This window comes from Azospirillum rugosum (assembly GCF_017876155.1).
Lineage (GTDB): Bacteria > Pseudomonadota > Alphaproteobacteria > Azospirillales > Azospirillaceae > Azospirillum > Azospirillum rugosum.
Window position 1 is genome coordinate 58,907 of sequence record NZ_JAGINP010000002.1, and the last position, 24,714, is coordinate 83,620.

Genomic DNA, 24,714 nt, shown 5'->3' on the forward strand with positions numbered 1-24,714 from the left:
CGACACTTGCGGGTTGTCATAGGTTAGATTGTCTGTGCGTAGTACCACCGTTTTGCACGCAGACCGCTCGCTCGCAGATCACCGGGACCCCTTTCACATGACCTCCGCTGCCATGGGGGCGCCACAGGCCGGCGCCACGGTTTCGAACACTGAGTCGCCGCCCTCCACCGATGAAAAGGCCCGCAAGCGCGCAGCGCGCTACTGGGCCGAACGGACCGCCCCCTACAAGGATCCCAGCGTCGCCCGCAGCGTCGGGCAGCTCGCCAGCACACTGGGGCCGCTGGTCGGCCTTGTAGTCGTCATGGCGCTGACGCTGGAGGTCGGCTACTGGTTCACGCTCCTGCTGGCCGTGCCGGCCGCGCTGTTCCTGGCGCGGCTGTGGATCCTGCAGCACGACTGCGGCCACGGCGCCTTCTTCAAGTCGGGCAAGGCGAACGACTGGGTCGGCCGCTGCCTCGGCGTCATCACCGTGACCCCTTACGAAATGTGGCGGCGCGACCACGCCATCCACCACGCGACCTCCGGCAACCTTGACAAGCGCGGCACCGGCGACATCGACACCCTGACGGTGCGCGAGTATCTGGCGCTCAGCCCCTTCAAGCGCTTCACCTACCGCCTGTACCGCCACCCGCTGGTGCTGTTCGGGCTGGGGCCGACTTTCCTGTTCCTGTGGAAGTTCCGTTTCCCGCTCGGCGACCAGGTGCGCGACCGCAAGGCCTGGGTCAGCGTCCTGACCACCAACGCCATGATCATCGCCGCGCTGGCGCTGTTCGCCCTGGCCTTCGGGCTGGCGCCGGTCCTGAAGGTGTGGCTGCCGGTGGTGCTGCTCGCGGCGACCATCGGCATTTGGATGTTCTACGTCCAGCACCAGTTCGAGGCCGTCTACTGGCGGCACGAGCCGGAATGGGATTTCCACGAGGCGGCCATCCACGGCTGCTCCTTCTACGACCTGCCGGGCTGGCTGCACTGGATGACCGCCTACGTCGGCTACCACCATGTGCATCATCTGGCGTCCCGCGTGCCGAACTACCGCCTGCGCGACTGCCACCGCTCCATCCCGGAGCTTCAGGCGGTCCAGGCGATCAGCCTGAAGGACAGCCTGAAGACCGTCCGCCTCGCCCTGTTCGACGAGGACAGCCGCCGTTTGATCGGCTTTCGGGAGCTGCGCGCGATGGGCGTGGCGTAAGGTTCTCGCGCTGGGCCTAAAGTCGTCGCATCGGGCCCCCCTCCCAACCTCCCCCCATCTTCGACGGGGGGAGGAGTTGAGCGCGCAAGCGGCGGAGTTCCCTCCCCCGCGAAGTGGGGGAGGGTTAGGGTGGGGGCCCAGCGCAACCACTCCCAACCAACAAAAAAGCCCTCTTCCAGCATCGCTGGAAGAGGGCTTTTTGCTTTGACTGAGCCTATGCCCCCAACCGCCGCCGCAGCAGCGACAGCGGCTGCGGATCATCCAGCGACGGCTGGAAGGCGACGGTGATCTCCGTCAGGGCGCGCGCCCAGCTCTCCGGGTTGGTGTTGGCCGGGGCTTCCGCCGAGGTGAAGCCGGTGCGCACGGCGAACTGGTACTGGTCGGGGATGAAATGCCCGACCGCGCGGATCTCGCCCGCGAACCCGTAGCGCTCGCGCAGTTCGCGGGCGGTGGAGAAGCCGCGGCCGTCGCGGAACTTCGGGAACTCGATGGCGACCAGGGCGAAGCGCTCCAGGTCCGGGGCGATGGCCGGGGCCAGCGTCCCGCTCTTCACCCGCACGCCGAGCGCCGCGTTGCGGCCCTCGAAGCTGGCGCGCTCCGCCTGCCAGCGCTCGAAGCTGATGATCGCCGGGCGGTCAGCGGGGACATCCTCGCCGTCCGGAACGTGGGTCCAGTCGTCCTCGACGATGCGGCCGTCCTTAATCAGCGGCATAGACTCTCTCCTTGAACGGGCCGTGGCCGACGCGCTTCAGCGTGGCGAGGAAGCTTTCGCCGTCGTGGCGGTTGGCGAGGTAGACCTCGACGATGGCCTCGATGGCGTCCACCGCCTCATCCTCCGTGACCGCCGGGCCGAGGATGTCGCCGATCGCCGTGGTCAGCGTCGGGTCGCCGCCGATGGTGATCTGGTAGAACTCCACACCCTTCTTGTCCACGCCGAGGATGCCGATGGCGCCGACATGGTGATGGCCGCAAGCGTTGATGCAGCCGCTGATCTTGATCCCCAGTTCGCCGATCAGCTGCTGCCGCGCCGGGTCGGCGAAGCGCGCCGAGATGGCCTGCGCCAGCGGGATGGAGCGGGCGTTGGCCAGCGCGCAGTAGTCCAGGCCCGGGCAGGCGATGATGTCGCCGATCAGCCCGACGTTGGCGGTGCCGAGCCCGGCGCCCTCCAGCGCCGTCCACAGGGCGAACAAGTCATCCTGTTTCACATGCGCCAGCACGAGGTTCTGCGCGTGGCTGACGCGGATTTCGCCGGCGCTGTACTGGTCGGCGAGGTCGGCGACCAGCTCCATTTGCTCCGACGTGGCGTCGCCGGGGATGCCGCCGGCCGGCTTCAGGGAGATGGTGGCGACGGCGTAGCCCGGCGCCTTGTGCTCCGTCACGTTCACCGCGACCCAGCGCGCGAAGGCCTCGTTCCCAGCCTTGGCCTGCTCCAGCGCGGCGGAGACGGGCGGCAGCTCCTCGAAGGACGGGCCGCCGAAGCGCCGGCGGATTTCCGCGACGATCTCCGGGGCGAGCCGGTACTTCGGCCCGCGCAGCCGCGCGAACTCCTCCTCCACCTCGGCGGTGAACTTCTCCTGGCCCAGCTCGTGCACCAGGATCTTGATGCGCGCCTTGTAGATGTTGTCGCGCCGGCCGTACTGGTTGTAGACGCGCAGGATCGCTTCCAGGTAGGCGACGAAGTCCTCCTCCGCCACCCACTCGCGGATCAGCTTGCCGATGAAGGGCGACCGGCCGAGCCCGCCGCCGGCGTAGAAGGCGAAGCCGATCTCGCCCTGCTCGTTGCGCTTGGCGAAGACGCCGACGTCATGGATGCGGATGGCCGCGCGGTCCTTTTCCGACCCCATGATGGCGATCTTGAACTTGCGCGGCAGGTAGGTGAATTCCGGGTGCAGCGTCGTCCACTGCCGCAGGATCTCGGCGTAGACGCGGCCGTCCACAACCTCGTCCTTCGCAGCACCGACGAACTGGTCGGTGGTGACGTTGCGCACGCAGTTGCCGCTGGTCTGCAGCGCGTGCATGTCCACCTCGGCCAGCTCGTTCAGGATCTCCGGGGTTTCCTCCAGCTTGATCCAGTTGAACTGCAGGTTCTGGCGCGTGGTGAAGTGGCCGTAGCCCTTGTCGTACTTGCGGCCGATGTCGGCCAGCTTGCGCATCTGGCGCGAGGTCAGCACGCCGTAGGGCACGGCGACGCGCAGCATGTAGGCGTGCAGCTGGAGGTACAGGCCGTTCATCAGCCGCAGCGGCTTGAACTCCTCCTCCGTCAGCTCGCCGGACAGGCGACGGGCGACCTGGGCGCGGAACTGCTCCACGCGCTCCGCCACGAAACGGCGGTCGATCTCGTCGTAATTGTAAACCCCGGCGTTGCGGCCGGGAGCGATGTGGTTCATGGAACTCGCCCTTAAAGAAGTCAGGCCGCGGCCTGCTTGCCGAGATCGGTGCGGACGGTGGGGCCCAGCGCCCGGATGCGCTCCCGCGCCTTCACGGGGTCGGGCCTGCCGTCCTTGAGGGTCAGGTCGAAGGCGTAGACGTCCACGCCGTACTGGTCGCGCTCCGCCTGCGCCTTGGCGGCGGCGAGTGCGGCATCCGCGGCGGCGGCGTCCTCGAACAGGGCGGCCTCGTCCAGCCGTTCGACCCAGACGCCCTCCGCCTTCAGGAACACGACCTCGCCGTCGCGCAGCCGGTTCGCGGTGATGGCCTTCAACAACGCCATGCCTTCAACTCCTCAAACATTAGGTCACGCCGACACGGCGATGGTGGGAAGGGAACTGCCGCCCGCTTGGCCAACCGTCTGCTGCCACGCGGAAATCCAACCGCGGACCCGCACGACCTCGCCGACCACGATGATCGCCGGGCGCTTGGCCTGCAGCCGGACCACGTCCCGTGCGCAGTGCGCGAGGCAGGTTTCGATCACGGTCTGCGCCTCGGTGCTGGCGCTGGAGACGATGGCGACCGGGGTCATCGCCGGCTTGCCGGACGCCACCAGCCGCTCCGCGATCGTCTCCATGGTGCCGAGCGCCATGTAGAAGACCAGCGCGCCGGGCATCCGCGCCAAGATGTCCCAGTCGAGATCCGCCGGCAGCCCGCCGGCCTTGTCGTGGCCGGTGACGAAGGTCGCCGTGGTGCCGAAGCCGCGGTGGGTCACCGGAATGCCGGCGTAAGCCAGCCCGCCGATGCCCGCGGTCACGCCCGGCACCACGCGGAACGGCACCTCGGCCTCGGCCAGCGCGATGCATTCCTCGCCGCCGCGGCCGAACACGAAGGGGTCGCCGCCCTTCAACCGCAGCACGCGCAGCCCCTGGCGCGCCAGTTCGACCAGCCGCGCGTTGATGTCCTCCTGCTTCGGGGAGGGGCGGCCGGCGCGCTTGCCGACGTCGACCAGCGCCGCGCCCGGCTTCGCAAGCTCCAGGATCCCCTCGCCGACCAGCGCGTCATAAACGATGGCGTCGGCCTCGCCCAGCGCCTTGGCGGCCAGCAGGGTCAGCAGGCCGGGATCGCCGGGACCGGCGCCGGCCAGCCAGACGCTGCCCGGATCGAAGGCCGGCAACCGGGCGAACAGAGCTGAACTCATGGCAGCCATCCCTTGCCGGCGATGAAGTCGCGGCTGGCCCGCAGCACGTCTGGTCCCTTGGCGCCCTCCGCGCGCAGCCGGTCGCGCAGGGCCGCGATTTCCCCCAGCCGCTCCGCCCAGCTGGCCGGGAACAGGGCTTCCAGCCGCTCGCGCACCATCTGCGCCAGCGCCGGGCTCTTGCCGCCGGTGGAGACGGTCATCAGCAGGTCGCCGCGGCGAACCACAGACGGCGCGTGGAAATCACACAAGGGAATCACATCCTCCACATTCACCAGAATCCCGCGTTCCCGCGCACGGCGCGCGAGATCCTCGGCCACCATGTCCTCCAGCCCCACCACGAAGAGCACTTGCACCGACGCCAGCGCGTCGGGGGAGGGGAGGGACCGTACCAGACGATCGCCGGCCAGCGTTGCGATTTCCGCATCCGGATCCGGTGAATAGACCGCGGGCGACGCGCCGCCGTCCAGCAGCTGCGCCAGACGGCGCTTCGCCAGCGGGCCCTGTCCGGCCAGGGCGATGCGCACGCGCGCCGGATCCAACGCGACGGGGATCACCGGCGCCTCCGGAAAATTACACGAATTTCAGCGTGAATAGGACTCATGATGGTATTTAAGCGCGACGCCCTGTCCCTTTCAACAGATTTCACAAACTCACATAAACCTATAATACATATAGACAATGTATTTGCGTTGCAACACCGTGAAACCGGTGTTAATGTGCAAATCAGAATAAATACTCTATAGAAAAATTAGGCAATCGGCGATGCTCGATGGATCGGTTCAGGCCACGGCCTCCGCGCAAAGCGCGGCGCGCGCGGCGGAGTTGACGGAGCGTTATGGTCGGCTTGACGGCGCGGTGCTTCTGAACGCGCTCGTCCGCGACGAATTTCCCGGCCGCATCGCTGTGGTTTCCTCCTTCGGGACGGAATCGGCTGTTCTCCTCGCCATGGCGGCGGAGGCGGACCCGTCCTTTCCCGTCTTCTTCATCAACACGGGCAAGCTGTTCGGCGAGACGCTGCGCTACCGCGACACGCTCGCCAAGGCGCTGGGCCTGACCGACATCCGCACCATCGGCCCGACGCCGGAGGAGGTCGCCGCGGGCGACCCCGACGGCCTGCTCTTCAACCGCTCCTTTGATGCCTGTTGCCACCTGCGCAAGACGGTCCCGCTCGACCGCGCGCTGGCCGGCGTCGACGCCTGGGTGACCGGGCGCAAGCGTTTCCAGTCCTCCACCCGCGCCGCCCTGACGCTGTTCGAGGCGGAGGAGGGGACCGGACGCATCAAGGTCAACCCGCTCGCCCACTGGGACCGCGCGCGGATCGAGGACGAGTTCAACCGGCGCAACCTCCCGCGCCACCCGCTTGAGGCCGACGGCTTCCTGTCGATCGGCTGCTTTACCTGCACCGAGCGTGTCGCTCCCGGTGCGGATCCGCGGTCCGGCCGCTGGGCCGGCTCCGCCAAGACCGAATGCGGCATTCACACCTTCTCCAAGACCGGAACCGCACAATGACCGCCGATCTCGACTACCTTGAGAGCCAGAGCATCTACATCCTTCGCGAGGCCTACAACCGCATCGACAAGCTGGCTTTGCTGTGGTCGATCGGGAAGGACAGCAACGCTCTGCTCTGGCTCTGCCGAAAGGCGTTCTTCGGCCGCGTGCCGTTCCCGGTCGTGCAGCTCGACACCGGCATGGAACTGCCGGAGGTCTACCAGTTCCGCGACCGCGTCGCCAAGGAGTGGGACCTCGACCTCGTGGTCGAGCAGTGCCCGCCCGAGGAGGAGATGGACCAGACCCTGCCGCCGCTGACCCGCGCCGCCGCGCGCAAGACGGAAGGGCTGAAGAACCTGCTGCACAACGGCAAGTACCAGGGCGTCATGGTCGGCATCCGCCGCGACGAGCAGGCGACCCGCGCCAAGGAGCGCGTCTTCTCCCCCCGCTCGCTGGAAGGCGACTGGGACGTGAAGGACCAGCCGGCGGAGTTCTGGGACCACTACAAGACCCGCTTCGAGGAAGGCACCCACGTCCGCATCCACCCGCTGCTGCATTGGACGGAGCTGGACATCTGGCGCTACTCCAAGCGCGAGGAAATCCCCATCGTCCCGCTGTACTTCGCCAAGGACGGCAAGCGCTACCGCTCGCTGGGCGAGAAGAACATCACCTTCCCGGTGGACAGCACCGCCGGCACCATCGACGAGATCATCGCCGAGCTGGTCGTGACCAAGATCCCGGAGCGCGCCGGCCGCGCCATGGACAACGAGTCCGAGGACAGCTTCGAACGTCTGCGCAGCGCGGGGTACATGTAAGATGGAAAACCGGAACGAGCTGAACGGCCAGCTGCGCATCGTCATCGTCGGCCACGTCGACCACGGCAAGTCCACCCTGATCGGCCGCCTGCTGAACGACACCGGCAGCCTGCCGGACGGCAAGGTGGAGCAGGTCCACGAGATGAGCCGCAAGCGCGGCATGCCCTTCGAATGGGCCTTCGTGATGGACGCCCTCCAGGCGGAGCGCGACCAGGGCATCACCATCGACACCACGCAGATCCACTTCAAGACGGCGCAGCGCCCCTACGTCATCATCGACGCGCCGGGCCACACCGAATTCCTGAAGAACATGGTGACCGGCGCCTCCCAGGCCGACGCCGCCCTGCTGGTGATCGACGCCGCCGAGGGTGCCTTGGAGCAGTCGCGCCGCCACGCCTTCCTGCTGCACCTGCTGGGCGTGCGGCAGGTCGCGGTGGTCGTCAACAAGATGGACCGGGTGGAGTTCGACCAGTACCGGTTCGAGGCCGTCTCCCGCGAGATCCGCGAGTATCTGGCGGAGCTGGACGTCTTCCCCAAGGCGGTGATCCCGATCGCGGCGCGCCACGGCGACAACATCGTCACCCGCTCCGACAAGGCGCCCTGGTACGACGGCCCGACGGTGGTGGAGGCGCTGGACGCCTTCCGCCCGCAGCAGACGCCGACCGACCAGCCGCTGCGCTTCCCGCTGCAGGACGTCTACAAGCCGGACGACCGCCGCATCCTGGCCGGCCGCATCGAGAGCGGGCGCCTGCGCGTCGGCGACACGCTGCGCTTCTCGCCCACCGGCGCCACCGCCACGGTGGTCAGCATCGAAGGCTGGAACCACAGCCAGCCGATCGTCGCGGCCCAGGCCGGGCAGAGCATCGGCGTCACGCTCGACAAGCGCATCTTCGCCGAGCGCGGGCACATCGCGCATCTGGAGCAGGGCGCGCCACACGTCACCCACCGCCTCGGCGTCCGGCTGTTCTGGCTGACGTCGGAGCCGCTGACCGTCGGCAAGACCTACACGCTGAAGATCACCACCGCCGAGCACCGCGTGACGGTGGAAAGCATCACCGCGGTGATCGACATCGAGGATCTGTCGAGCACCCCGGCCAAGGCCGTCCACCGCAATGAGGTGGCGGAGGTGGTGCTGCGCTCCCGCTCCCCCATTGCCATCGACTTGGCGTCGGAGCTGCCGCGCACCGGCCGCGGCGTGCTGATCGACGGCCACGACGTGGTCGGCGGCTGCATCGCGGTGGAGGTGGACGAGGGTCCCGCGGCCTCGACCAACACCACCGAGGTGTCGCACGCAGTCACGACGGAGGAGCGCTTCTCCGCCAACGGCCACAAGGGCGGCGTCCTCTGGCTGACCGGCCTGTCTGGGGCCGGCAAGTCGACGCTCGCCATGGCGCTGGAACGCGCGCTGTTCGACCGCGGCTGGCAGGTCTTCGTGCTGGACGGCGACAACGTCCGCAACGGCCTGAACGCCGGGCTGGGCTTCTCGCCGGAGGATCGGGCGGAGAACATCCGTCGCGTGGCGGAGACCGCGAAGCTGTTCGCCGACGCGGGCGTGCTGGTCATCGCCTCGCTGATCTCGCCCTTGCAGGCCGACCGCGCCCGCGCCCGCGCCATCGGCGGCGACCGCTTCCACGAGGTCTACGTCTCCGCCGACCTCGCCACCTGCGAGACCCGCGACCCCAAGGGCCTCTACAAGAAGGCCCGCGCCGGCGAGATCGCCGAGTTCACCGGCATCTCCGCCCCCTACGAGGCCCCGGAGTCGCCGGAACTGACCATCGACACCGGCGCGCTCGCCCCGACCGAAGCGCTGGGCGAACTGCTGGACTACGTCGACACCGCGTTCGGCAAGACCAGCCTGAAGCAGGGGCGGTTGTAAGAAGAGAGAAGGTTGGGTGGTCGCGCTGGGCCCCCCTCCTAACCTCCCCCCACTTCGCGGGGGGAGGGACTTGACGCAGGTGCGGCGGAGTTCCCTCCCCCGTCGAAGATGGGGGAGGGTTAGGGTGGGGGCCCAACGCGACCACTTAAATCATCCCGCCCCCCTCATACACACCCCCGGCCCGTTCTCCGCGCAGGCCGGGATGAGCTTCACCCCCGCCTCCTCGAACGTCCGCACGATCTGCTGGGCCGAACCGGGCTGCAGGTCGTGCCGGCCCTTTTCGAAATCCCGCACGGTGCTGCGCGACAGGCCGGCGCGCTCGGCCAGGTCGTCCTGGGTCCAGTCGAGGAATCCGCGCGCCGCCCGGCATTGGCCCGGCGTCAGAAGCTTCAGGTGCGGCATGGGTACACGAACAAAATCTCAACCATAATGGTTGAAATGCGAGGGCCGCGGGCCAAAGTCAAGGGCTGCCGCCCGTCCCGCCGCCTTCGCACCTTGCAGGAGACCCATGCACGCTGGTCCCTTGATCGCCATTCTCGTCGCCGGATTCGTCCTCGCCTTCGCCATGGGGGCGTTGGCGCACAAGCTGCGGGTGTCCCCGCTGATCGGCTATCTGCTCGCCGGGGTGGTCATCGGCCCCTTCACGCCGGGCTTCGTCGCCGACCAGGGCCTTGCCAACGAGCTGGCGGAGATCGGCGTCATCCTGCTGATGTTCGGCGTCGGGCTGCACTTCTCGCTGAAGGACCTGCTGTCGGTGAAGACGGTCGCGGTGCCCGGCGCGGTGGTGCAGATCGGCATCGCGACGGCGCTCGGCGTCGGGCTGGGCATGGCGCTGGGTTGGACGCTGATGGCCGGCATCATCTTCGGCCTCGCCCTGTCGGTCGCCAGCACGGTCGTGCTGCTGCGCGCGTTGCAGGAGCGGCGGCTGGTGCAGACGGAGCGCGGGCGCATCGCCGTCGGCTGGCTGATCGTCGAGGATCTGGCGATGGTGCTGGCGCTGGTCATCATCCCCGGCCTCGCCGGCGCCATGAACGGGGAGAGCGCGGGGACGGGTCCCTTCGGCCTTGGCCTCGGCGGGGTGCTGCTGGTCACGCTGGGCAAGGTCGCGGCCTTCGTCGCGGTGATGCTGATCGTCGGGCGTCGGGTGATCCCCTGGATCCTGCACTGGGTCGCGCACACCGGCTCGCGCGAGCTGTTCCGCCTGTCGGTGCTGGCCATCGCGCTGGGCGTCGCCTTCGGCGCGGCCGCGCTGTTCGGCGTGTCCTTCGCGCTGGGCGCCTTCTTCGCCGGCATGATCCTGAACGAATCGCCGCTGAGCCAGCGCGCGGCGGAGGAGACGCTGCCGCTGCGCGACGCTTTCGCGGTGCTGTTCTTCGTCTCCGTCGGCATGCTGTTCAACCCGTCCATCATCGTCAGCGCCCCGTGGGAGCTGGCCGCGACGCTGGCGATCATCCTGGTCGGCAAGTCCGCCGCCGCCTTCGGTCTGGTGCGCGCCTTCGGCCGGTCGAACGCGACCGCGCTGACCATCTCCGCCAGCCTCGCGCAGATCGGCGAGTTCTCCTTCATCCTCGCCGGCCTTGGCGTCGGGATGGGCCTCCTGCCGGAGGTCGCGCGCGACCTGATCCTGGCCGGCGCCATCATCTCCATCTTCGTCAACCCGCTGCTGTTCGCCCTGATCGCCCGATTCGCCCCGCTGGAGGAGCCGAAGCCCAAGCCCGTCCCGGCCGAGGAGCCCGCGGTGGAGCCCGACAGCGCGCTGATCGCCAAGCCCGCCCCGGAACCGGCCCCCGAGCCGGCCTTGCCGGAGTACGACCTTCCGCAGGTCACGCTGTCCGGCCACACCATCCTGATCGGCTACGGCCGCGTCGGCGCCTTCGTCGGCGCCGGGCTGAAGGAGGCCGGCATGCCCTTCGTGGTCGTGGAGGACCGGCCGGAGCCCGCAGAGGCCGCCCGCGCCGACGGGGCCGAGGTGGTGTTCGGCAACGCCGCCGACCCGGCGGTGCTGACCGCGACCAACGTGGCGGAGGCCCGGCGCCTCGTCGTCGCCATTCCCGAAACCTTCGAGGCCGGGACGGTGGTGGAGCAGGCGCGCGCCGCGAACGCCGGCCTGGACATCCTGGCCCGCGCCCATTCCGACACCGAGGTCGAGCATCTGGAGAAATGCGGCGCCACCCACAGCATCATGGGGGAGCGCGAGATCGCCCGCTGCATGCTCAGCCTCGTGCTGGACAAGACCGATCCCGGGTCGGAATCGCGCGCCTCGGCGGCTGAATAACAGTACCGCATTTGTGAAATGTGCAGTTATCGCTACGCCGAATGTGCAATTCACTCTTCCTCTGGGTGAAAAGCGTGCTAAATAGGGCGGCTATTGCCTAGAGCCTATCGCCCAAAGGATGCCGCCATGACCGCCCTGACCCGTCGCTCCGCCCTGATGGCGCTGGCTGCCACGACCCTGGCCGCCACGTCCCTCGTTGCGCTGGCGCCCGGCCTTGCCCGCGCCGCCGACCCGGTGAGGCTGGAGGTCGGCTACATCCCCATCCTGGCCGCCGCCCCCCTGTTCATCCTGGACGGGGAGGGCTGGGCGCGCGAGGCGGGCATCGAGCTGAAGCTGACCAAGTTCGAATCGGGTCCGCACGCCATCCAGGCCATGGCCGCCGGCAAGATCGACGCCATGTACGCCGGCGTGGCCCCGGTGCTGGTCGCCCGCGCCAAGGGCGCGGACATCTCCGTCATCGCCAACTCGGCGGTGGAGGAGATGGTGGTGGCCGGCCGCGGCCAGTTCGCCAAGGCGCTGGGCGGCAAGGCGACTCCGGAGTCCTTCGCGAAGTTCGTGGCCGACAACGGCCGCAAGGTGAAGATCGGCACGCAGCCGCCGGGCTCGGTGCCCGACACGGTCCTGCGCCACTGGCTGTTCAAGGTCGTGAAGGTCGACCCGGCCACCGTGGACATCATCTCCATGGGCATCGACAAGACCCAGCAGGCCCTGCTGGCCGGCGCGCTCGACGCCGCGACCATCCGCGAGCCGACGGTCACCGTCACCAAGCAGATGGACCCGAACGTCTCCCTGCTGGCGACGGGGGCGGAGATGTTCCCGAACCAGCCCGGCACCATCATCGCCGTGCGCGGCGAGGTCATTAAGCAGCACGGCGACGCGCTGACCAAGCTCCTCAAGGCGCATGTCCGTGCCGTGGAGCTGATCGCCAAGGACCCGGCCCGCGCCGCCAAGGTCGCCAACGAGTATCTCGGCAAGGGCCTGATGGACGCCGCGACGCTGGAGGCCGCCTTCCGCTCGCCGGGCTCCAAGTTCGTGGCCGACCCGCACGGCGTCGTCCCGGCGGTGGAGAACATGATGGCCTACACCAAGGAGATCGGCTCGGCCGAGGGCATCATCCCGGTGGCGGAGGCCTTCGACTTCCGCTTCTACGACGCCGCCGTGGCGAAGTAAGGCCGCGACCGTCTCCGATGCGCCAGCCGCTGAAGCTCCACACCTCCGTCGCCCTGTCGGCGCTCGGCGTCGCCGTCTTCCTGCTGGCGTGGGAAGCGCTGGCGCGCAGCGGCGTCGTACCGTCCGGCCTGCTGCCGTCGCCCAGCGCCGTCCCCGCCGCCTTCGTGGCGGAGGTGCGCGCCGGCACCTGGCAGACCATGGTGCTCGCCAGCCTGTCCCACTACCTGAGCGGACTGTTCCTCGGCACCGTCCTCGGCATCGCCTTCGGCACGGCCGCGGCGATGTGGGGCGTCTGGGACGCCGCCCAGGCCTGGGTGGTGCGCATGCTGCGCCCCATCCCGTCCATCGCCTGGATCCCCTTCGCCATCATCTGGTTCGGGGTCAGCGAGGCGGCGGCGACCTTCCTGATCGCCCTGACGGTCTTCTGGATCAACTACTACGCCACCTACGCCGCCGTGCGCGGCGTGGACAAGGACCTGATCGAACTGGGCTACGCCTTCGGCCAGGGCGGGCTGGTCCCGCGCCTGTTCAAGATCGTGCTGCCCGGCGCATTGCCCGGCATCCTGTCCGGCGTCCGCGCCGGGCTGGGGCAGGGCTGGATGACCGTGGTGGCGGCGGAGCTGTTCGGCATCGCCGGCCTCGGCTCTCGCATGTCCGACGCCTCCGGCCTGCTCGCCACGCACATCGTGGTGCTCTACATGGTGACGATCGCGGCGCTCTACGGCGTCTGTGATTTCCTGTTCATGCAGGTCCAGCAGCGGGTGCTCGCATGGCAGAAGTGATGGAAAAGAGCGTGATCGACCTGAAGGGCGTCTCCATCGGCTACGGCCCGGATGCCCCGCCGGTGCTGGTGGAGGTCGACCTGTCGGTGGAGCGCGGCAGCTTCGTCGCCATCGTCGGCCCGTCGGGCGTGGGCAAGTCCACGCTCCTGCGCGTGGTCGCCGGCCTGCACAAGGCGCGCGGCGGCACCGTGACGATCCACGAGACGAACAAGCCCGGCCACCGCCCGGTCAGCCTCGTCTTCCAGGACGCCCGCCTGTTGCCCTGGCGCCGCGTCGCCAAGAATGTCCGCTTCGGGCTGGAGGGCCTGCCCATCGGCACCGCGGAGCGCGACGAGCGCGTGGCCGCCGCGCTGCGGCTGGTGCGGCTCGACGACTACGGCCGGCGCTGGCCCTACGAGCTGTCGGGCGGCCAGCGCCAGCGCGTCGGCATCGCCCGCGCGCTCGCCGTAGACCCGGACATCCTGCTGATGGACGAGCCCTTCGGCGCGCTCGACGCCATCACGCGCCACAGCCTCCAGGACGAGCTGCGGCGCATCCACCGCGAGACCGGCAAGACCATCCTCTTCGTCACCCACGACCTGGAGGAGGCCGTCCACCTCGCCGACCGCATCATCGTGCTGGGCGGCAGTCCCGCGCGCATCGTGCGGGATGTCCGCAACGATCCGGGCCGCGACGGCGGCGTCTTCCGCGAGCAGGTGGAGCAGCTGCGCAGCGGGATCGCGGACAACTACAGCATTTGAGGGGGCGGGGAGGGTGGTTGCGCTGGACCCCCACGAATCGTCGCGTCGGGCCCCCACCCTAACCCTCCCCCATCTTCGACGGGGGAGGGAACTCCGCCGCACTTGCACCAAGTCCCTCCCCCCGCGAAGTGGGGGGAGGTTAGGAGGGGGGCCCAACACAACCACTCCCCATCCAGAAACTCCTACCCCCCAACCCGCCGCACATCCCGCGGCGTCAAATGGATGTTCGCGTCGGGGTCCAGCTTGCGGTCCATGATGCGCGCCTCCACCGCCTTGTCGAAGACCGGCCGGTTCATGCAGACGAGCTGCACGGCCTCGTCCGGCTTCGGCGTGTGGCCGGCGAGGCTTTGCAGGGCGCGGCGGGGGATGAAGACGGTGCCGTGGTATTCCCCGACCTCCACGGCGAACTGGACGGCGTCCGCCTCCTCGTTCCAGATCGGGTCGTCGGGGAACACGAAGATCGGCATCACATCCTCTCGAAGCACTCACGTCAGGATGTAGGTAACATCGTAGCCGCTGCGCTTGAAGCGCTTCGCTTACTCGTCCAGCAGCTGCGCCAGCTTCATGGCGACGCCCATGGAGCCGTCCACCTTCAGCTTGCCCATGGTGAAGGCCAGCATCGGGTTCAGCCGGCCGTCCATCAGCTTCTTCAGGTTCTCGGCCGAGATGCGGATGGTGCAGTCGGCGTCCTCGGCCGCCCCGTTCTTGCTCACGTCCTCCTCGCGGCGGATGGCGACTGGCGTCTCGCGGGCGTCCACGCGGACCACCGCGTCGTCTTCCATCGCAAAGCGCACGTTGGCCTTCAGCCCGCGGAAGCTGGTGGAGCGGGCCTGAAGCTCCCGCAGAATGTCCTCAACCATCGGTCGGTCCCTCTCTCCCGTGCGTCCTGATCGTCAGGTCTCTTGACAGTAGGTCGAGCTTACGTTTACGTCAACGTCATAACCAAAAGGTTCCAGGCGCCCGAGCGATCCGAGGAACCGCGATCAAAAAGGGGAGTGAAACCATGCCGAAGGCCGCCACGCCCGAGATCCCTCCATTCCGCCTCCCGAACCGTCCCCCCGGTCACTGACCCCCACGCCGTCGGGAGGATCGGACATGACCGAGAATCTTGCGCGTAGGGACGGAACGGGTGAGGGGGCGGATCAGCCCTGGCTGGCGCAGTATCCCGCCGGCATCGCCTGGGACCAGGACATCCCCGTGTCCCCGCTGTCCGACCTGTTCGAGGAGGCGGCCGCCCGCTTCGCCCAACGCCCCTGCCTGGACTTCCTCGGCCGCCGCTACAGCTACGCGGAGGTCATGGGGCTGGTGAACCGGGCGGCGAAGGGCTTCGCCGCGCTGGGGGTGAAGCCGGGCGTGCGGGTGGGGCTCTGCCTGCCGAACACGCCGACCTACGTGATCGCCTATTTCGGCGTGCTGAAGGCCGGCGGCACGGTGGTGAACTACAACCCCCTCTACGTCGAGCGGGAGCTGGAGCACCAGATCACGGATTCCGGCACCGAGATCATGGTCACGCTCGACCTGAAGCAAATCTACCCGCGCATCGAGGCGATGCTGGGCCGGACCCGGCTGAAGACCATCGTGGTCTGCCGCATGGCCTCCATCCTGACGCCGGTGAAGGGCGTGCTGTTCCGCGTGCTGAAGCGCAGCGAACTGGCCGCGATCCCCGCCGATGGCCGCCATGTGGACTTCGACGCGCTGCTCGCCAACGACGGCGAGGTGCGGCCGGTCGCCATTGACCCGCGGCGCGACGTGGCGGTGCTGCAATACACCGGCGGCACCACGGGCGTGCCCAAGGGGGCGATGCTGACCCACGCCAACCTCGTCGCCAACGCGCGGCAGGTGGCCGCCTGGTTCCCCGGCATGGCGCCGGGGCGGGAGCGGATGCTGGCGGTGCTGCCCTTCTTCCACGTCTTCGCCATGACCGTGGTGCTGAACATGGGTCTGGCCGCGGGGGCGGAACTGATTCTGCTGCCGCGCTTCGAGGCGGCGCAGGTGCTGAAGACCATCGCGCGGCGCAAGCCGACCCTCGTGCCCGGCGTGCCGACCATGTACAAGGCGCTGCTCGGCCACCCGGACGTGGCGCGGCATCCGATGACCTCCATCCGCTACTGCATCTCCGGCGGGGCGCCGCTGCCGATGGAGCTGAAGCGCCAGTTCGAGCGGGCGACCGGCTGCGTGCTGGTGGAGGGCTACGGCCTGTCGGAGGCCTCGCCGGTCTGCGCCTGCAACCCCCTGACGGGCGTCAACAAGGAAGGCTCCATCGGCCTGCCGCTGCCGGGAATCACCTTCCAGATCCGCGCGCTCGACGATCCGCATCGCGTGCTGCCGCCGGGGGAGAAGGGGCAACTTGTGCTGTCCGGGCCCAATGTCATGGCCGGCTATTGGAACCAGGCGGAGGAGACGGCCCGCGCCATTTCCGGCGGCTGGCTGTTCACCGGCGATGTAGGGGTGATGGACCAGGACGGCTACGTCTTCCTGCTCGACCGGCTGAAGGATCTGATCATCTGCGGCGGCTACAACGTTTACCCACGGGTCATCGAGGAGGCGATCTACCAGCATCCCGACGTTGTGGCCGCCTGCGTCATCGGCATCCCCGACGACTATCGCGGGCAGAGCCCGAAGGCCTTCGTCCAGCTGAAGCCCGGTGCTGCCCTGACGGCGGAGGCGCTGAAGGACTTCCTGCGCGACAAGATCTCGCGAATCGAAATGCCGAAGCAGATCGAGTTCCGCGCGGAACTGCCGAAAACGGCGGTCGGCAAGCTCTCCAAAAAGGAACTGATCGCCGAAAGCTTGAACAAGTCGGAGGTTTGAACGGGGAGGGACGGGCGCGCCTTTGTCATGTCACCGTTCCTGTGGCGCCGTTGCTGTGGTAGGAACGTAAATGCCGGGCGGCTGGATTGTTTCGAGAATAAACAAAACCCGCGTGCGGCGCGACGTGACGGAAGGCGTGCCCCCCACCATGGAACAGCTCTACACGGTCAATCAGTTGGCGGAGGAACTGGGCATCACGCCGCGTGCCCTCCGCTTCTACGAGGTCAAGGGGCTGCTGTCGCCCAACCGCGTCGGCAACAACCGCGTCTACACCAAGCGCGACCGCGCCCGGCTGAAGCTGATCCTGCGCGGCAAGCGGCTGGGCTTTTCGCTGGCGGAGATCCGGGAGTATCTGGACCTCTACAACGTCGACGGCGGGGTGGAACAGCTGAAGGTCCTGTTGAAGCGCATTGACGCCCGCCTGCGGGACTTGGCGCAGCAGCGCGAGGATCTGGAGGCGACCGTCGAGGAGTTGAAGGACATCGAATCGCAGGTGGTCGCCGCGCTCGACGACCGTGGCGTGAAAGCCAAAAGCGCCTGACCGGGTGGTCCCGTCCGCCTCCCGGTCTTCGTGACGAAGAAACCGGAGAGGTGGCATGAACCTGCTGTTCCGCTTGATGGCCGTCGTCGTGGCCGCGCTGCTCGGCCGCCCGGTCGGATTCCTGGACGACGCGCGCCTGCGTTTCCGGGTCTGGCCGACCGATCTCGACCTCAACATGCACATGACCAACGCCCGCTATTTCAGCGTCATGGACCTGGGGCGGACCGACCTGATGCTGCGCGCCGGGCTGGGGCGGGCCATCCTGCGCAACCGCTGGCAGCCGGTGCTCGGCGCCGCCACGGTGCGCTTCCGCCGGCCGCTGGCGCCCTTCCAGCGATTCGAGTTGGTCAGCCGCGTGCTGTGCTGGGACGAGAAGTACTTCTTCATCGAGCACCGCGTGGAGACGGCGGGCGGCACCGCCGCCATGGCCGTGGTGCAGGGCGCCTTCGTCGCCCGCGGCGCGGTGGTCCCGCCCGCCGAGGTCCTGGCGGCGCTCGGTGAGGGGCGCGATTCGCCGCCGATCCCGGATTTCATCGCCGCTTGGCGCGCCCAGCCCTTGGTCGCGTGAAAAACACCCCAGGCAATTCCCCAAAAACAACATGTTCGCGGCGTGGATCGTCACCCATTCCCTATAGAAGAATGCATGCTTCGCTGTGAAAGCATTGACGCTGTAGGCATGCGCAAAATAGGGTAATTCGCACACCCTGGGTCGCTCGCCTATGATGGTATGCGATCACGGTGCATTTCTGGGGGCGAGGCACGGCCATGACCGAGGAAGAGGATCTGCGCGAGCAGCTGCGCGGCTCGCTGAAGAACCGGGCGCTGTTCTATCTGGCCATGTACCGCGAACTGGCGCGGGAGCATGGGGCGGAGTCCGCGGCCAAGACGCTGGCCAAGGCCATCCGCGACCGCGGGGAGGAGGTCGGCGCTCGATTCGCCTCCTACGCCCCGGCCGATTTCGACGGGCTGAAGACCGCCTTCCTCGACTTCGTGCCCGACCACGGCCGCATGTTCGAGCCGGTGGTGACGCGCTGCGACTCCGGCGGCCTGGACATCGCCTTCAAGCGCTGCCCGTTGAAGGAGGCCTGGGAGGAGCACGGCCTGCCGCCGGACGAGCTGGCGACCATGTGCGCCATCGCCGGCCAGGTGGACAACGGCACCTTCGAGGCCGCCGGCTTCACCTTCGAGGGCGAAACCTGGAAACCCGGCCGGGAGGGCTGCTGCATCCTGCGCGTCCGCCCCGGCCAGCCAACCACGAATTCCGGCACCGCGTGAGAGGAGACAGCAGGACCATGACGCTTTCCAAGACGATTCGCGGCGTTCTCGCCGGTGTTGCCGCCGGTGCCGCCGTGTCCATGGCGGCTCTGCCCGCGCTGGCGCAGAAGACCATCGCGCTCGGCTATCAGGCGCCGCTGACCGGCGAGATGTCGCAGTACGGCGAGGTGTTCCGCAACTCCGCCACCCTGGCGGTGGAGCAGTTCAACAAGTCCGGCAAGCTGCCCGGCGCCACCGTCGTCCTGAAGTTCGAGGACAGCAAGAACGACGCGAAGGAAGGCGTGAACATCGCCAAGAAGTTCGTCGACGATCCGGAGATCGTCGGCGTGCTCGGCGACTTCTCCTCCACCGTGTCGATGGCCGCGGCGCAGGTCTACGCCCAGGCCGGCCTGCCGCAGCTGTCGCAGACGGCGTCGCACCCGGACTACGTCAAGATCAGCGAATGGCAGTTCCGCAACATTACGACCCAGGCCTATGAAGGCCCGTTCGTGGCGAAGTGGGCGCTGGGCGAGGGCAAGAAGAAGATCGCCGTCATCGCCATTCAGAACGACTGGGGCCAGTCGGTCGTGTCCAACTTCAAGGACGCGGTGGAGAAGGGCGGCGGGCAGGTCACGTCGGTGGAGTTCTACAACCCCGGCAACCGCGACTTCCGCACCATCCTGACCAAGGTCGCGCGCGAGAAGCCGGACGCCATCTACCTCGGCATGTTCGACGAGGACGGCGCCTCCCTGCTCCAGCAGCGCCGCCAGTTGAACGTGCAGATCCCGACCTACGCGACCTCCTCGCTCTACTCGCCGAAGCTGATCGCGCTGGCCGGCCCGTCGTCGGACGGCCTGAAGCTGTCCACCACCTTCGCCGCCGACAGCCCGGAGCCGGTCGTGAAGGCCTACGTGGACGAGTACCAGTCCCGCTACAAGGCGATCCCGACCATGTTCGCCGCCCAGGCCTATGACGCGACCAACATCATGCTGGCCGCCATCGCCAAGGTCGGTCCCACCGTCGACCGCAAGACCCTGCGCGACGCGCTCGCCCAGACCGCCGGCTTCCCCGGCGTGACCGGCGAAACCACCTTCGATCCCCAGACCCGCGAGCCGACCAAGCAGCTCGCCCGCATGGAGATCAAGGGCGGCCAGTTCGCGCTGGTGAAGTAAACACGCGGCAACGTGCCCCCTCCCTCCCACGCTCGCGCGTGGGTCCCTCCCTCCCCCGCTTGCGCGGTGGAGGGCAAAAAAGCGGAGTTCCCTCTCCCGCGCAGCGGGGGAGGGTTAGGGAGGGGGCCCCGTGTTCGGGAATTGTGAATGTTCGACGCCTTCTTCGTCCAACAGCTCGTGAACGGCTTCTCCGTTGGGCTGGTCTATGCGCTGATCGCCATCGGCTTCACACTGATCTTCGGCGTGCTGAACGTGGTGAACTTCGCGCATGGCGAGGTCTACATGGTCGGGGCCTACGCCGGCGTGGTGCTGATCACAGCATTGGCGCCGCCGCTGGTCGCGGTGGTGCTGTTCGTCATGGCCGTCGGGGCCGTCGCCGGATTCGGGCTGGAGCGGCTGGCCTTCAAGCCCTTTCGCCGCTTCCAGGACGAGGCATCGCTGAAGTCCAAGGCGATGCGCGAGGCGACGCTGCTCTCCTCGCTCGCCGTGTCGATCATCGTGCGCGAGGTGGTGGAGAAGGTGTTCGGCGGCGCCATGCGCCCCGTGCCCTTCGAATCGCAGCTGACCGACCCCGTGCAGATCGGGGAGCTGTCCTTCTCCACCGGCCAGTTCGTGATCTTCGGGGCGGCGGTCGCCATGTTCGCCGGGTTGCAGTTCCTGCTTTACCGGACGCGCATCGGCCTGTCGATCCGGGCGGTCGCCAACAACCCGCTGGGCGCCAAATACGTGGGCATCGACACTGACCGGACCATCATCGCCACCTTCGTGGTCGGCTCGGTGATGGGGGCGGTGGCCGGCATCCTGGTGGCGCTCTATTACGGCTCCGTCTTCCCGACCATGGGCTTCGCGCCGGGCGTCAAGGCCTTCGTCGCCATGGTCATGGGCGGCCTCAGCAGCATTCCCGGCGCGGTGATCTGCGCGATCTTCCTCGGCCTCGCCGAGGCGGTGGCGACCGAATTCCTGGCCCAGGGCTGGAGCGAGATGATCGCCTACGGCTTCCTGCTGCTGACGCTGATCTTCTTCCCCACCGGCCTCTTCGGCGGAGCGCGCGACCGTGTCTAAACGCATCCTTCCGCTGGCCCTTCCGCTCGTGGTCGCCCTGGCGGTTCTGGTGCTGGTGCCGGCGCTGTTGCAGGCGTCGGGCTCCGGCTACCTGTTCCGGGTGTCGATCACCGCGATGATCTTCGCGATCCTGGCGGCCAGCCTGAACTTCATCACCGGAGTCGCCGGCCTCCTGTCGCTCGGCCACGCCGCCTTCTACGGCATCGGCGCCTACGCCGCGGCGCTGCTGGCGACGCAGCATGGCGTGCCCTTCCTGCTGACCATCCCGCTGGCCGGAGTCGCCGCGGCAATCGGCGGCGTGCTGGTGGCGCTGCCGACCATGCGGCTGGTCAGCATCTACTTCGCCGTGGCGACGCTGGGCATGGGGGAGATCATCCACGGCACGCTGCTGAACTGGGTGGACTTCACCCGCGGCCCCATGGGCATCCCGGCGATCCCGTCCTTCAAGGTCTTCGGGCTGGACCTGTCCGGCAACCTCGGCAGCTATCTGGTGGTCGCGGTCGTGATGCTGGCGTCGCTGTGGGTGCTGCACCGGCTGACCCATTCCTACTACGGCAACGCGTTGCGGGCGCTACGCGAAGACGACCAGTGCGCCGACAGCATGGGCATCGACGTGGTGCGGCTGAAGGGCGAGGTCTTCGCCATCGCCTGCTTCTTCGCCGGTGTCGCTGGCGCGCTCTGGGCGCACACCACCGGCTACATCAGCCCGAACGACTTCCGCTTCGGCGAGTCCATCCTGGTGCTGGCGATGATCGTGGTCGGCGGCCTCGGCAGCCTGCCCGGCGCGGTGATCGGCGCCGTGCTGCTGATCGTGTTGCCGGAGGCGCTGCGCCCGGTCGGCGACGTGCGCATGATCGTGGTTGGCTGCGTGATGTTCTTCTCCATCCTGCTGCTGCCCAAGGGCCTGTTCGGCGAGGTGTCGGCCCTGAATCTCGTGCGCTCCTCCTTCGGCGGCGGCTGGAAGGCGGGCACGGCCCGCCAAAGCATTGGATGGCGATGATGGCGGCGCTTCTTGAGATCGAGAACCTGACCCGCCGCTTCGGCGGCCTCCTCGCCGTGGACCGCGTGTCCGGCCGGGTGGAGCAGGGGGAACTGGTCGGGCTGATCGGCCCGAACGGTGCGGGCAAGACGACCCTGTTCAACCTCATCAGCGGCTTCACCCCGCCCAGCGAGGGCACGGTGCGCTTCGGTGGGGAGACCATCTCCGGCCTGAAGCCCTGGCGCGTCGCCCGGCGCGGGCTGGGCCGCACCTTCCAGAACCTGCGCATCTTCCCGAACATGACCGTGTTCGACAACGTGTCGGTCGGCGCCATCGGCGCCGTCGGGCATTCCCCCTGGCGCTCCCTGTTCCGCGGTGGGCGCGGCGAGTCCGACGCCAAGGCGGTCAGCGAACGCACCTGGGCGGCACTGGAGCGCGTCGGGCTGGCCGGGCAGGGGCATGAGCTGGCGGCCAACCTCAGCTACGGCAAGCGCAAGTATCTGGAGATCGCCCGCGCCCTGGCCCTGGGTCCGCGCCTGCTGATCCTCGACGAACCCGCCGCCGGCCTGAACGACAGCGAGACGGCGGACCTCGCATCCTTCATCCGCGGCCTGCACGCGGAGGGCATGACGGTGCTGCTGGTCGAACACGACATGACTCTGGTCATGGGCATCTGCCAGCGCGTGATGGTCCTGGCATCCGGCCGCAAGATCGCCGACGGCACCCCGGAGCACATCCGCCGCGACCCCGCTGTCCTGGAAGCCTACCTCGGCGGCGACGAGGAGGACGCGGCATGACCCATCTCCGTGTTTTCCCCCCGCCCCAAGAAGCATTCCCTCTCCCCTCTGGGGAGAGGGTTAGGGTGAGGGGGTTGCGCTTTTGCCGGACGCTCCAAAAAGGCGCAACCCCCTCACCGGCCCTCCGGGCCACCCTCTCCCCAGAGGGGAGAGGGTTGAATCTGCGAGCCCATCCATGACCCACCTCCTGGAAATCCGCGACCTGCGCGTCACCATGGGGCCGCAGCCGATCCTGCAGGGCGTGTCGCTCGACGTGCCGGCCGGTGGGATCGTTACGGTGCTGGGCTCCAACGGAGTCGGCAAGACGACGCTGATGCGGGCCATCTCCGGCGTCTACAAGGTCGGCGGCGGCGAGATCCGGCTCGACGGCACGCCGATCACGAACCTCGCCACCCACGACATCGTCCGCCTCGGCGTCTGCCAGGCGCCGGAGGGGCGGCAGATCTTTTCCAGCATGACCGTGCTGGAAAACCTGCGCCTCGGCGCCGGCCCGCGCGGCGGGCGGGAGTACGAGCAGGATCTGGAGCGCATGCTCGCCCTCTTCCCGCGCCTGAGGGAGCGCCTGTCGCAGAAGGCCGGCTCCCTGTCCGGTGGCGAGCAGCAGATGCTCTGCGTCGGCCGCGCCCTGATGGGCCGCCCGCGGCTGCTGCTGATGGACGAGCCGTCGCTGGGCCTCGCGCCCAAGCTGGTGCGGCAGATCTTCGACCTCGTCGCCATGATCCGCGAGACGGGGACGGCGATCCTGCTGGTCGAGCAGAACGCCAAGGCGGCGCTGCGCGTCGCCGACCAGGCCTACGTCATGGAATCCGGGCGCATCGTGCTGCAGGGGCCGGCCGCGGAGCTGGCCGAGGACCCGCGCATCCGCGCCGCCTATCTCGGGGGACACGTGCATTGACCGCCGCCACCATCGACACCGCTTTACCACCATCCCTGTGGGCGAAGACCGCTCCGCCGGCGCTCGACCTGCCGACCCTGTCCGGCGAGGTTGAGGCGGACGTCGTCATCGTCGGCGGCGGCTTCACCGGCCTGTCGACCGCCTTGCACCTCGCGGAGGCCGGCGCCTCGGCCGTCGTGCTGGAGGCGGCGGAGCCCGGCTGGGGCGCGTCCGGCCGCAACAACGGGCAGGTCATCCCGACCCTGACCCGCGCCGACCCCGACGACCTCGTCGCCCTGTGGGGTCCGCAGAAGGGCGAGCAGTTCGTGCGCGTGCTGCGCGATTCCGCCGACCTGCTGTTCGGCATCGTCGCCAAGCACGGCATCGACTGCGAGGCGGTGCAGAACGGCTGGGTGCAGCCCGCCCACCGCAAGAGCCGCCTCGCCATCTCCGCCAAGCGCGCGGAACAGTGGGGCCGCCGCGGCGCGCCCGTCGAATTGCTCGACCGCGACCGCTGCGAGGCGATCACCGGCTCCCCCTACTGGTACGGCGGCTGGCAGAACCGCTCCGGCGGGCGGATCAACCCGCTGGCGCTCGCCCGCGGCATGGCGCGCGCGGCGGTGTCGGCCGGCGCCAAGGTCTACAAGGGAACCCCGGCCACCGGCCTGACCCAAGCCGGCGACCGCTGGCGCGTCACGACTCCGCGCGGCAGCGTGGTGGCGAAGCGCGTCGTGCTGGCGACCAACGCCTACAGCGACGGGCTGTGGCCCAAGCTGGCGCAGACCATCGTGCCGATCCGCTCCTACCAGATGGCGACGCAGCCGCTGTCGGAGAACCTGCGCCGATCGATCCTGCCGGACGGGCACGCGCTGTCCGACACCCAGGGCGACCTGTATTTCTTCCGCCAGGACGCGCAGGGGCGTCTGGTGACCGGCGGCGCGCTGGTCTTCGACGTGGATTCGGAACGGCGTCTGAGGGCCCGTATATCTGAGCGCCTGCAACGGGTCTTCCCGCAGATCGGGCCGGTGACCTTCGATCACGTCTGGTGGGGATACATCGGCATGACGCCCGAACGCCTGCCGCGCCTGCACGAGCTGGCGCCGGGCGTCGTCACCTGGATCGGCTGCCAGGGGCGGGCGGTGGCGCTCGGCACCGCCATGGGCAAGGAGCTGGCGCAGTATGGCCTGGGCCGCCCGGCCGATGAGCTTCCCATCCCGCTGTCGCCGCTGCGCCCGCTGCCGTTCCACGTCGCCGTCCGGACGCTTGCCCGCGGCATGCTGCTGCTCTATCGCTGGCGGGACATCAACGACTGAGTGCCGGAACG

General features: G+C 68.6%; 26 protein-coding genes. 18 read left to right on the top strand and 8 right to left on the bottom strand.

The features are described from left to right. Positions 1-97 precede the first annotated feature (97 nt). Positions 98-1,186, top strand: a complete 1,089-nt coding sequence (locus J2851_RS03360; protein ID WP_209764007.1) for a fatty acid desaturase — start codon at positions 98-100, stop codon at positions 1,184-1,186. A gap of 214 nt (positions 1,187-1,400) precedes the next feature. Here J2851_RS03360 and J2851_RS03365 read toward each other — a convergent pair whose 3' ends face one another. The 5 genes from J2851_RS03365 to J2851_RS03385 are packed head-to-tail and all read right to left on the bottom strand — an operon-like array spanning position 1,401 to position 5,308. Further along, complete coding sequence (locus J2851_RS03365; protein ID WP_209764009.1) at positions 1,401-1,898, bottom strand: DUF934 domain-containing protein; 498 nt, start codon at positions 1,896-1,898, stop codon at positions 1,401-1,403. After that, positions 1,885-3,573 carry a nitrite/sulfite reductase gene (locus J2851_RS03370; protein ID WP_209764019.1) on the bottom strand — a complete coding sequence of 563 codons (1,689 nt, stop codon included), beginning with the start codon at positions 3,571-3,573 and terminating at the stop codon, positions 1,885-1,887. The genes J2851_RS03365 and J2851_RS03370 overlap by 14 nt, the downstream gene beginning before the upstream one ends. 20 nt (positions 3,574-3,593) lie before the next feature. After that, positions 3,594-3,896 (bottom strand): DUF2849 domain-containing protein, encoded by a 303-nt coding sequence (locus tag J2851_RS03375; RefSeq protein ID WP_209764022.1) that lies wholly within the window; start codon positions 3,894-3,896, stop codon positions 3,594-3,596. Between the two features lie 24 nt (positions 3,897-3,920). Further along, positions 3,921-4,754 (bottom strand): uroporphyrinogen-III C-methyltransferase, encoded by an 834-nt coding sequence (cobA, locus tag J2851_RS03380; protein WP_246500388.1) that lies wholly within the window; start codon positions 4,752-4,754, stop codon positions 3,921-3,923. Further along, positions 4,751-5,308, bottom strand: coding sequence for a precorrin-2 dehydrogenase/sirohydrochlorin ferrochelatase family protein (locus J2851_RS03385; RefSeq protein WP_209764033.1), 558 nt, complete (start codon positions 5,306-5,308; stop codon positions 4,751-4,753). The genes cobA and J2851_RS03385 overlap by 4 nt, the downstream gene beginning before the upstream one ends. Before the next feature lie 208 nt (positions 5,309-5,516). Here J2851_RS03385 and J2851_RS03390 point away from each other — a divergent pair, with 208 nt between their 5' ends. From J2851_RS03390 to cysC, 3 genes are read left to right on the top strand one after another with little or no spacing between them, the layout of a single operon-like run. Continuing rightward, positions 5,517-6,263, top strand: coding sequence for a phosphoadenylyl-sulfate reductase (locus tag J2851_RS03390; RefSeq protein WP_209764035.1), 747 nt, complete (start codon positions 5,517-5,519; stop codon positions 6,261-6,263). Beyond that, on the top strand, positions 6,260-7,057 hold the full coding sequence (cysD, locus tag J2851_RS03395) for a sulfate adenylyltransferase subunit CysD (protein ID WP_209764037.1): 798 nt from the start codon (positions 6,260-6,262) through the stop codon (positions 7,055-7,057). Before J2851_RS03390 ends, cysD begins: the two co-directional genes overlap by 4 nt. A 1-nt stretch (position 7,058) precedes the next feature. After that, the gene (gene cysC, locus J2851_RS03400) at positions 7,059-8,933 is read left to right on the top strand and encodes an adenylyl-sulfate kinase (RefSeq protein WP_209764039.1); all 1,875 of its coding nucleotides are present in this window, start codon (positions 7,059-7,061) and stop codon (positions 8,931-8,933) included. 150 nt (positions 8,934-9,083) lie between these two features. Here the strand turns inward: cysC and J2851_RS03405 are convergent, their stop codons facing one another. Next, positions 9,084-9,335 (bottom strand): helix-turn-helix transcriptional regulator, encoded by a 252-nt coding sequence (locus J2851_RS03405; RefSeq protein ID WP_209764041.1) that lies wholly within the window; start codon positions 9,333-9,335, stop codon positions 9,084-9,086. A gap of 106 nt (positions 9,336-9,441) precedes the next feature. On the opposite strand from J2851_RS03405, the gene J2851_RS03410 reads away from it, so the two are divergent. The 4 genes from J2851_RS03410 (at position 9,442) to J2851_RS03425 (ending at position 13,900) form a co-directional block, all read left to right on the top strand. After that, on the top strand, positions 9,442-11,208 hold the full coding sequence (locus tag J2851_RS03410) for a cation:proton antiporter domain-containing protein (protein ID WP_209764052.1): 1,767 nt from the start codon (positions 9,442-9,444) through the stop codon (positions 11,206-11,208). A gap of 126 nt (positions 11,209-11,334) precedes the next feature. Then, positions 11,335-12,378 carry an ABC transporter substrate-binding protein gene (locus J2851_RS03415; RefSeq protein ID WP_209764054.1) on the top strand — a complete coding sequence of 348 codons (1,044 nt, stop codon included), beginning with the start codon at positions 11,335-11,337 and terminating at the stop codon, positions 12,376-12,378. A 17-nt stretch (positions 12,379-12,395) separates the two neighbouring features. Next, the gene (locus J2851_RS03420) at positions 12,396-13,160 is read left to right on the top strand and encodes an ABC transporter permease (protein WP_209764056.1); all 765 of its coding nucleotides are present in this window, start codon (positions 12,396-12,398) and stop codon (positions 13,158-13,160) included. After that, positions 13,148-13,900 (top strand): ABC transporter ATP-binding protein, encoded by a 753-nt coding sequence (locus J2851_RS03425; protein ID WP_209764058.1) that lies wholly within the window; start codon positions 13,148-13,150, stop codon positions 13,898-13,900. Before J2851_RS03420 ends, J2851_RS03425 begins: the two co-directional genes overlap by 13 nt. A gap of 182 nt (positions 13,901-14,082) precedes the next feature. On the opposite strand, the gene J2851_RS03430 is transcribed toward J2851_RS03425, so the two are convergent. Together J2851_RS03430 and J2851_RS03435 are read right to left on the bottom strand one after the other, a co-directional pair. After that, positions 14,083-14,367: a DUF1488 family protein gene (locus J2851_RS03430; protein ID WP_209764060.1), complete on the bottom strand. Its 285-nt coding sequence runs from the start codon at positions 14,365-14,367 to the stop codon at positions 14,083-14,085. Between the two features lie 69 nt (positions 14,368-14,436). Then, a complete protein-coding gene (locus tag J2851_RS03435) occupies positions 14,437-14,760 on the bottom strand; it encodes an SCP2 sterol-binding domain-containing protein (protein ID WP_209764062.1) in 324 nt (107 codons plus the stop codon). Positions 14,761-14,995: 235 nt separating this feature from the next. Here J2851_RS03435 and J2851_RS03440 point away from each other — a divergent pair, with 235 nt between their 5' ends. The 10 genes from J2851_RS03440 to J2851_RS03485 all read left to right on the top strand — a co-directional run bounded on the left by J2851_RS03440 (position 14,996) and on the right by J2851_RS03485 (position 24,703). Continuing rightward, positions 14,996-16,711, top strand: coding sequence for a long-chain-fatty-acid--CoA ligase (locus J2851_RS03440; protein ID WP_209764063.1), 1,716 nt, complete (start codon positions 14,996-14,998; stop codon positions 16,709-16,711). 148 nt (positions 16,712-16,859) lie between these two features. Next, positions 16,860-17,252, top strand: coding sequence for a MerR family transcriptional regulator (locus tag J2851_RS03445; RefSeq protein ID WP_209764633.1), 393 nt, complete (start codon positions 16,860-16,862; stop codon positions 17,250-17,252). A gap of 55 nt (positions 17,253-17,307) precedes the next feature. Continuing rightward, the gene (locus tag J2851_RS03450) at positions 17,308-17,820 is read left to right on the top strand and encodes a thioesterase family protein (protein ID WP_209764065.1); all 513 of its coding nucleotides are present in this window, start codon (positions 17,308-17,310) and stop codon (positions 17,818-17,820) included. A 197-nt stretch (positions 17,821-18,017) separates the two neighbouring features. Further along, positions 18,018-18,527, top strand: a complete 510-nt coding sequence (locus J2851_RS03455; protein WP_209764067.1) for an L-2-amino-thiazoline-4-carboxylic acid hydrolase — start codon at positions 18,018-18,020, stop codon at positions 18,525-18,527. A gap of 17 nt (positions 18,528-18,544) precedes the next feature. After that, complete coding sequence (locus J2851_RS03460) at positions 18,545-19,678, top strand: ABC transporter substrate-binding protein (RefSeq protein WP_246500389.1); 1,134 nt, start codon at positions 18,545-18,547, stop codon at positions 19,676-19,678. Between the two features lie 147 nt (positions 19,679-19,825). Beyond that, the gene (locus J2851_RS03465; protein ID WP_209764069.1) at positions 19,826-20,740 is read left to right on the top strand and encodes a branched-chain amino acid ABC transporter permease; all 915 of its coding nucleotides are present in this window, start codon (positions 19,826-19,828) and stop codon (positions 20,738-20,740) included. Next, positions 20,733-21,740 (top strand): branched-chain amino acid ABC transporter permease, encoded by a 1,008-nt coding sequence (locus tag J2851_RS03470; protein WP_307418932.1) that lies wholly within the window; start codon positions 20,733-20,735, stop codon positions 21,738-21,740. The genes J2851_RS03465 and J2851_RS03470 overlap by 8 nt, the downstream gene beginning before the upstream one ends. Continuing rightward, positions 21,740-22,516 carry an ABC transporter ATP-binding protein gene (locus J2851_RS03475; protein WP_246500390.1) on the top strand — a complete coding sequence of 259 codons (777 nt, stop codon included), beginning with the start codon at positions 21,740-21,742 and terminating at the stop codon, positions 22,514-22,516. Before J2851_RS03470 ends, J2851_RS03475 begins: the two co-directional genes overlap by 1 nt. Before the next feature lie 175 nt (positions 22,517-22,691). Further along, complete coding sequence (locus J2851_RS03480) at positions 22,692-23,411, top strand: ABC transporter ATP-binding protein (protein ID WP_209764070.1); 720 nt, start codon at positions 22,692-22,694, stop codon at positions 23,409-23,411. Further along, entirely contained in the window at positions 23,408-24,703 is a 1,296-nt protein-coding gene (locus tag J2851_RS03485) for an NAD(P)/FAD-dependent oxidoreductase (RefSeq protein ID WP_209764073.1), read from the top strand. The genes J2851_RS03480 and J2851_RS03485 overlap by 4 nt, the downstream gene beginning before the upstream one ends. Positions 24,704-24,714 lie beyond the last annotated feature (11 nt).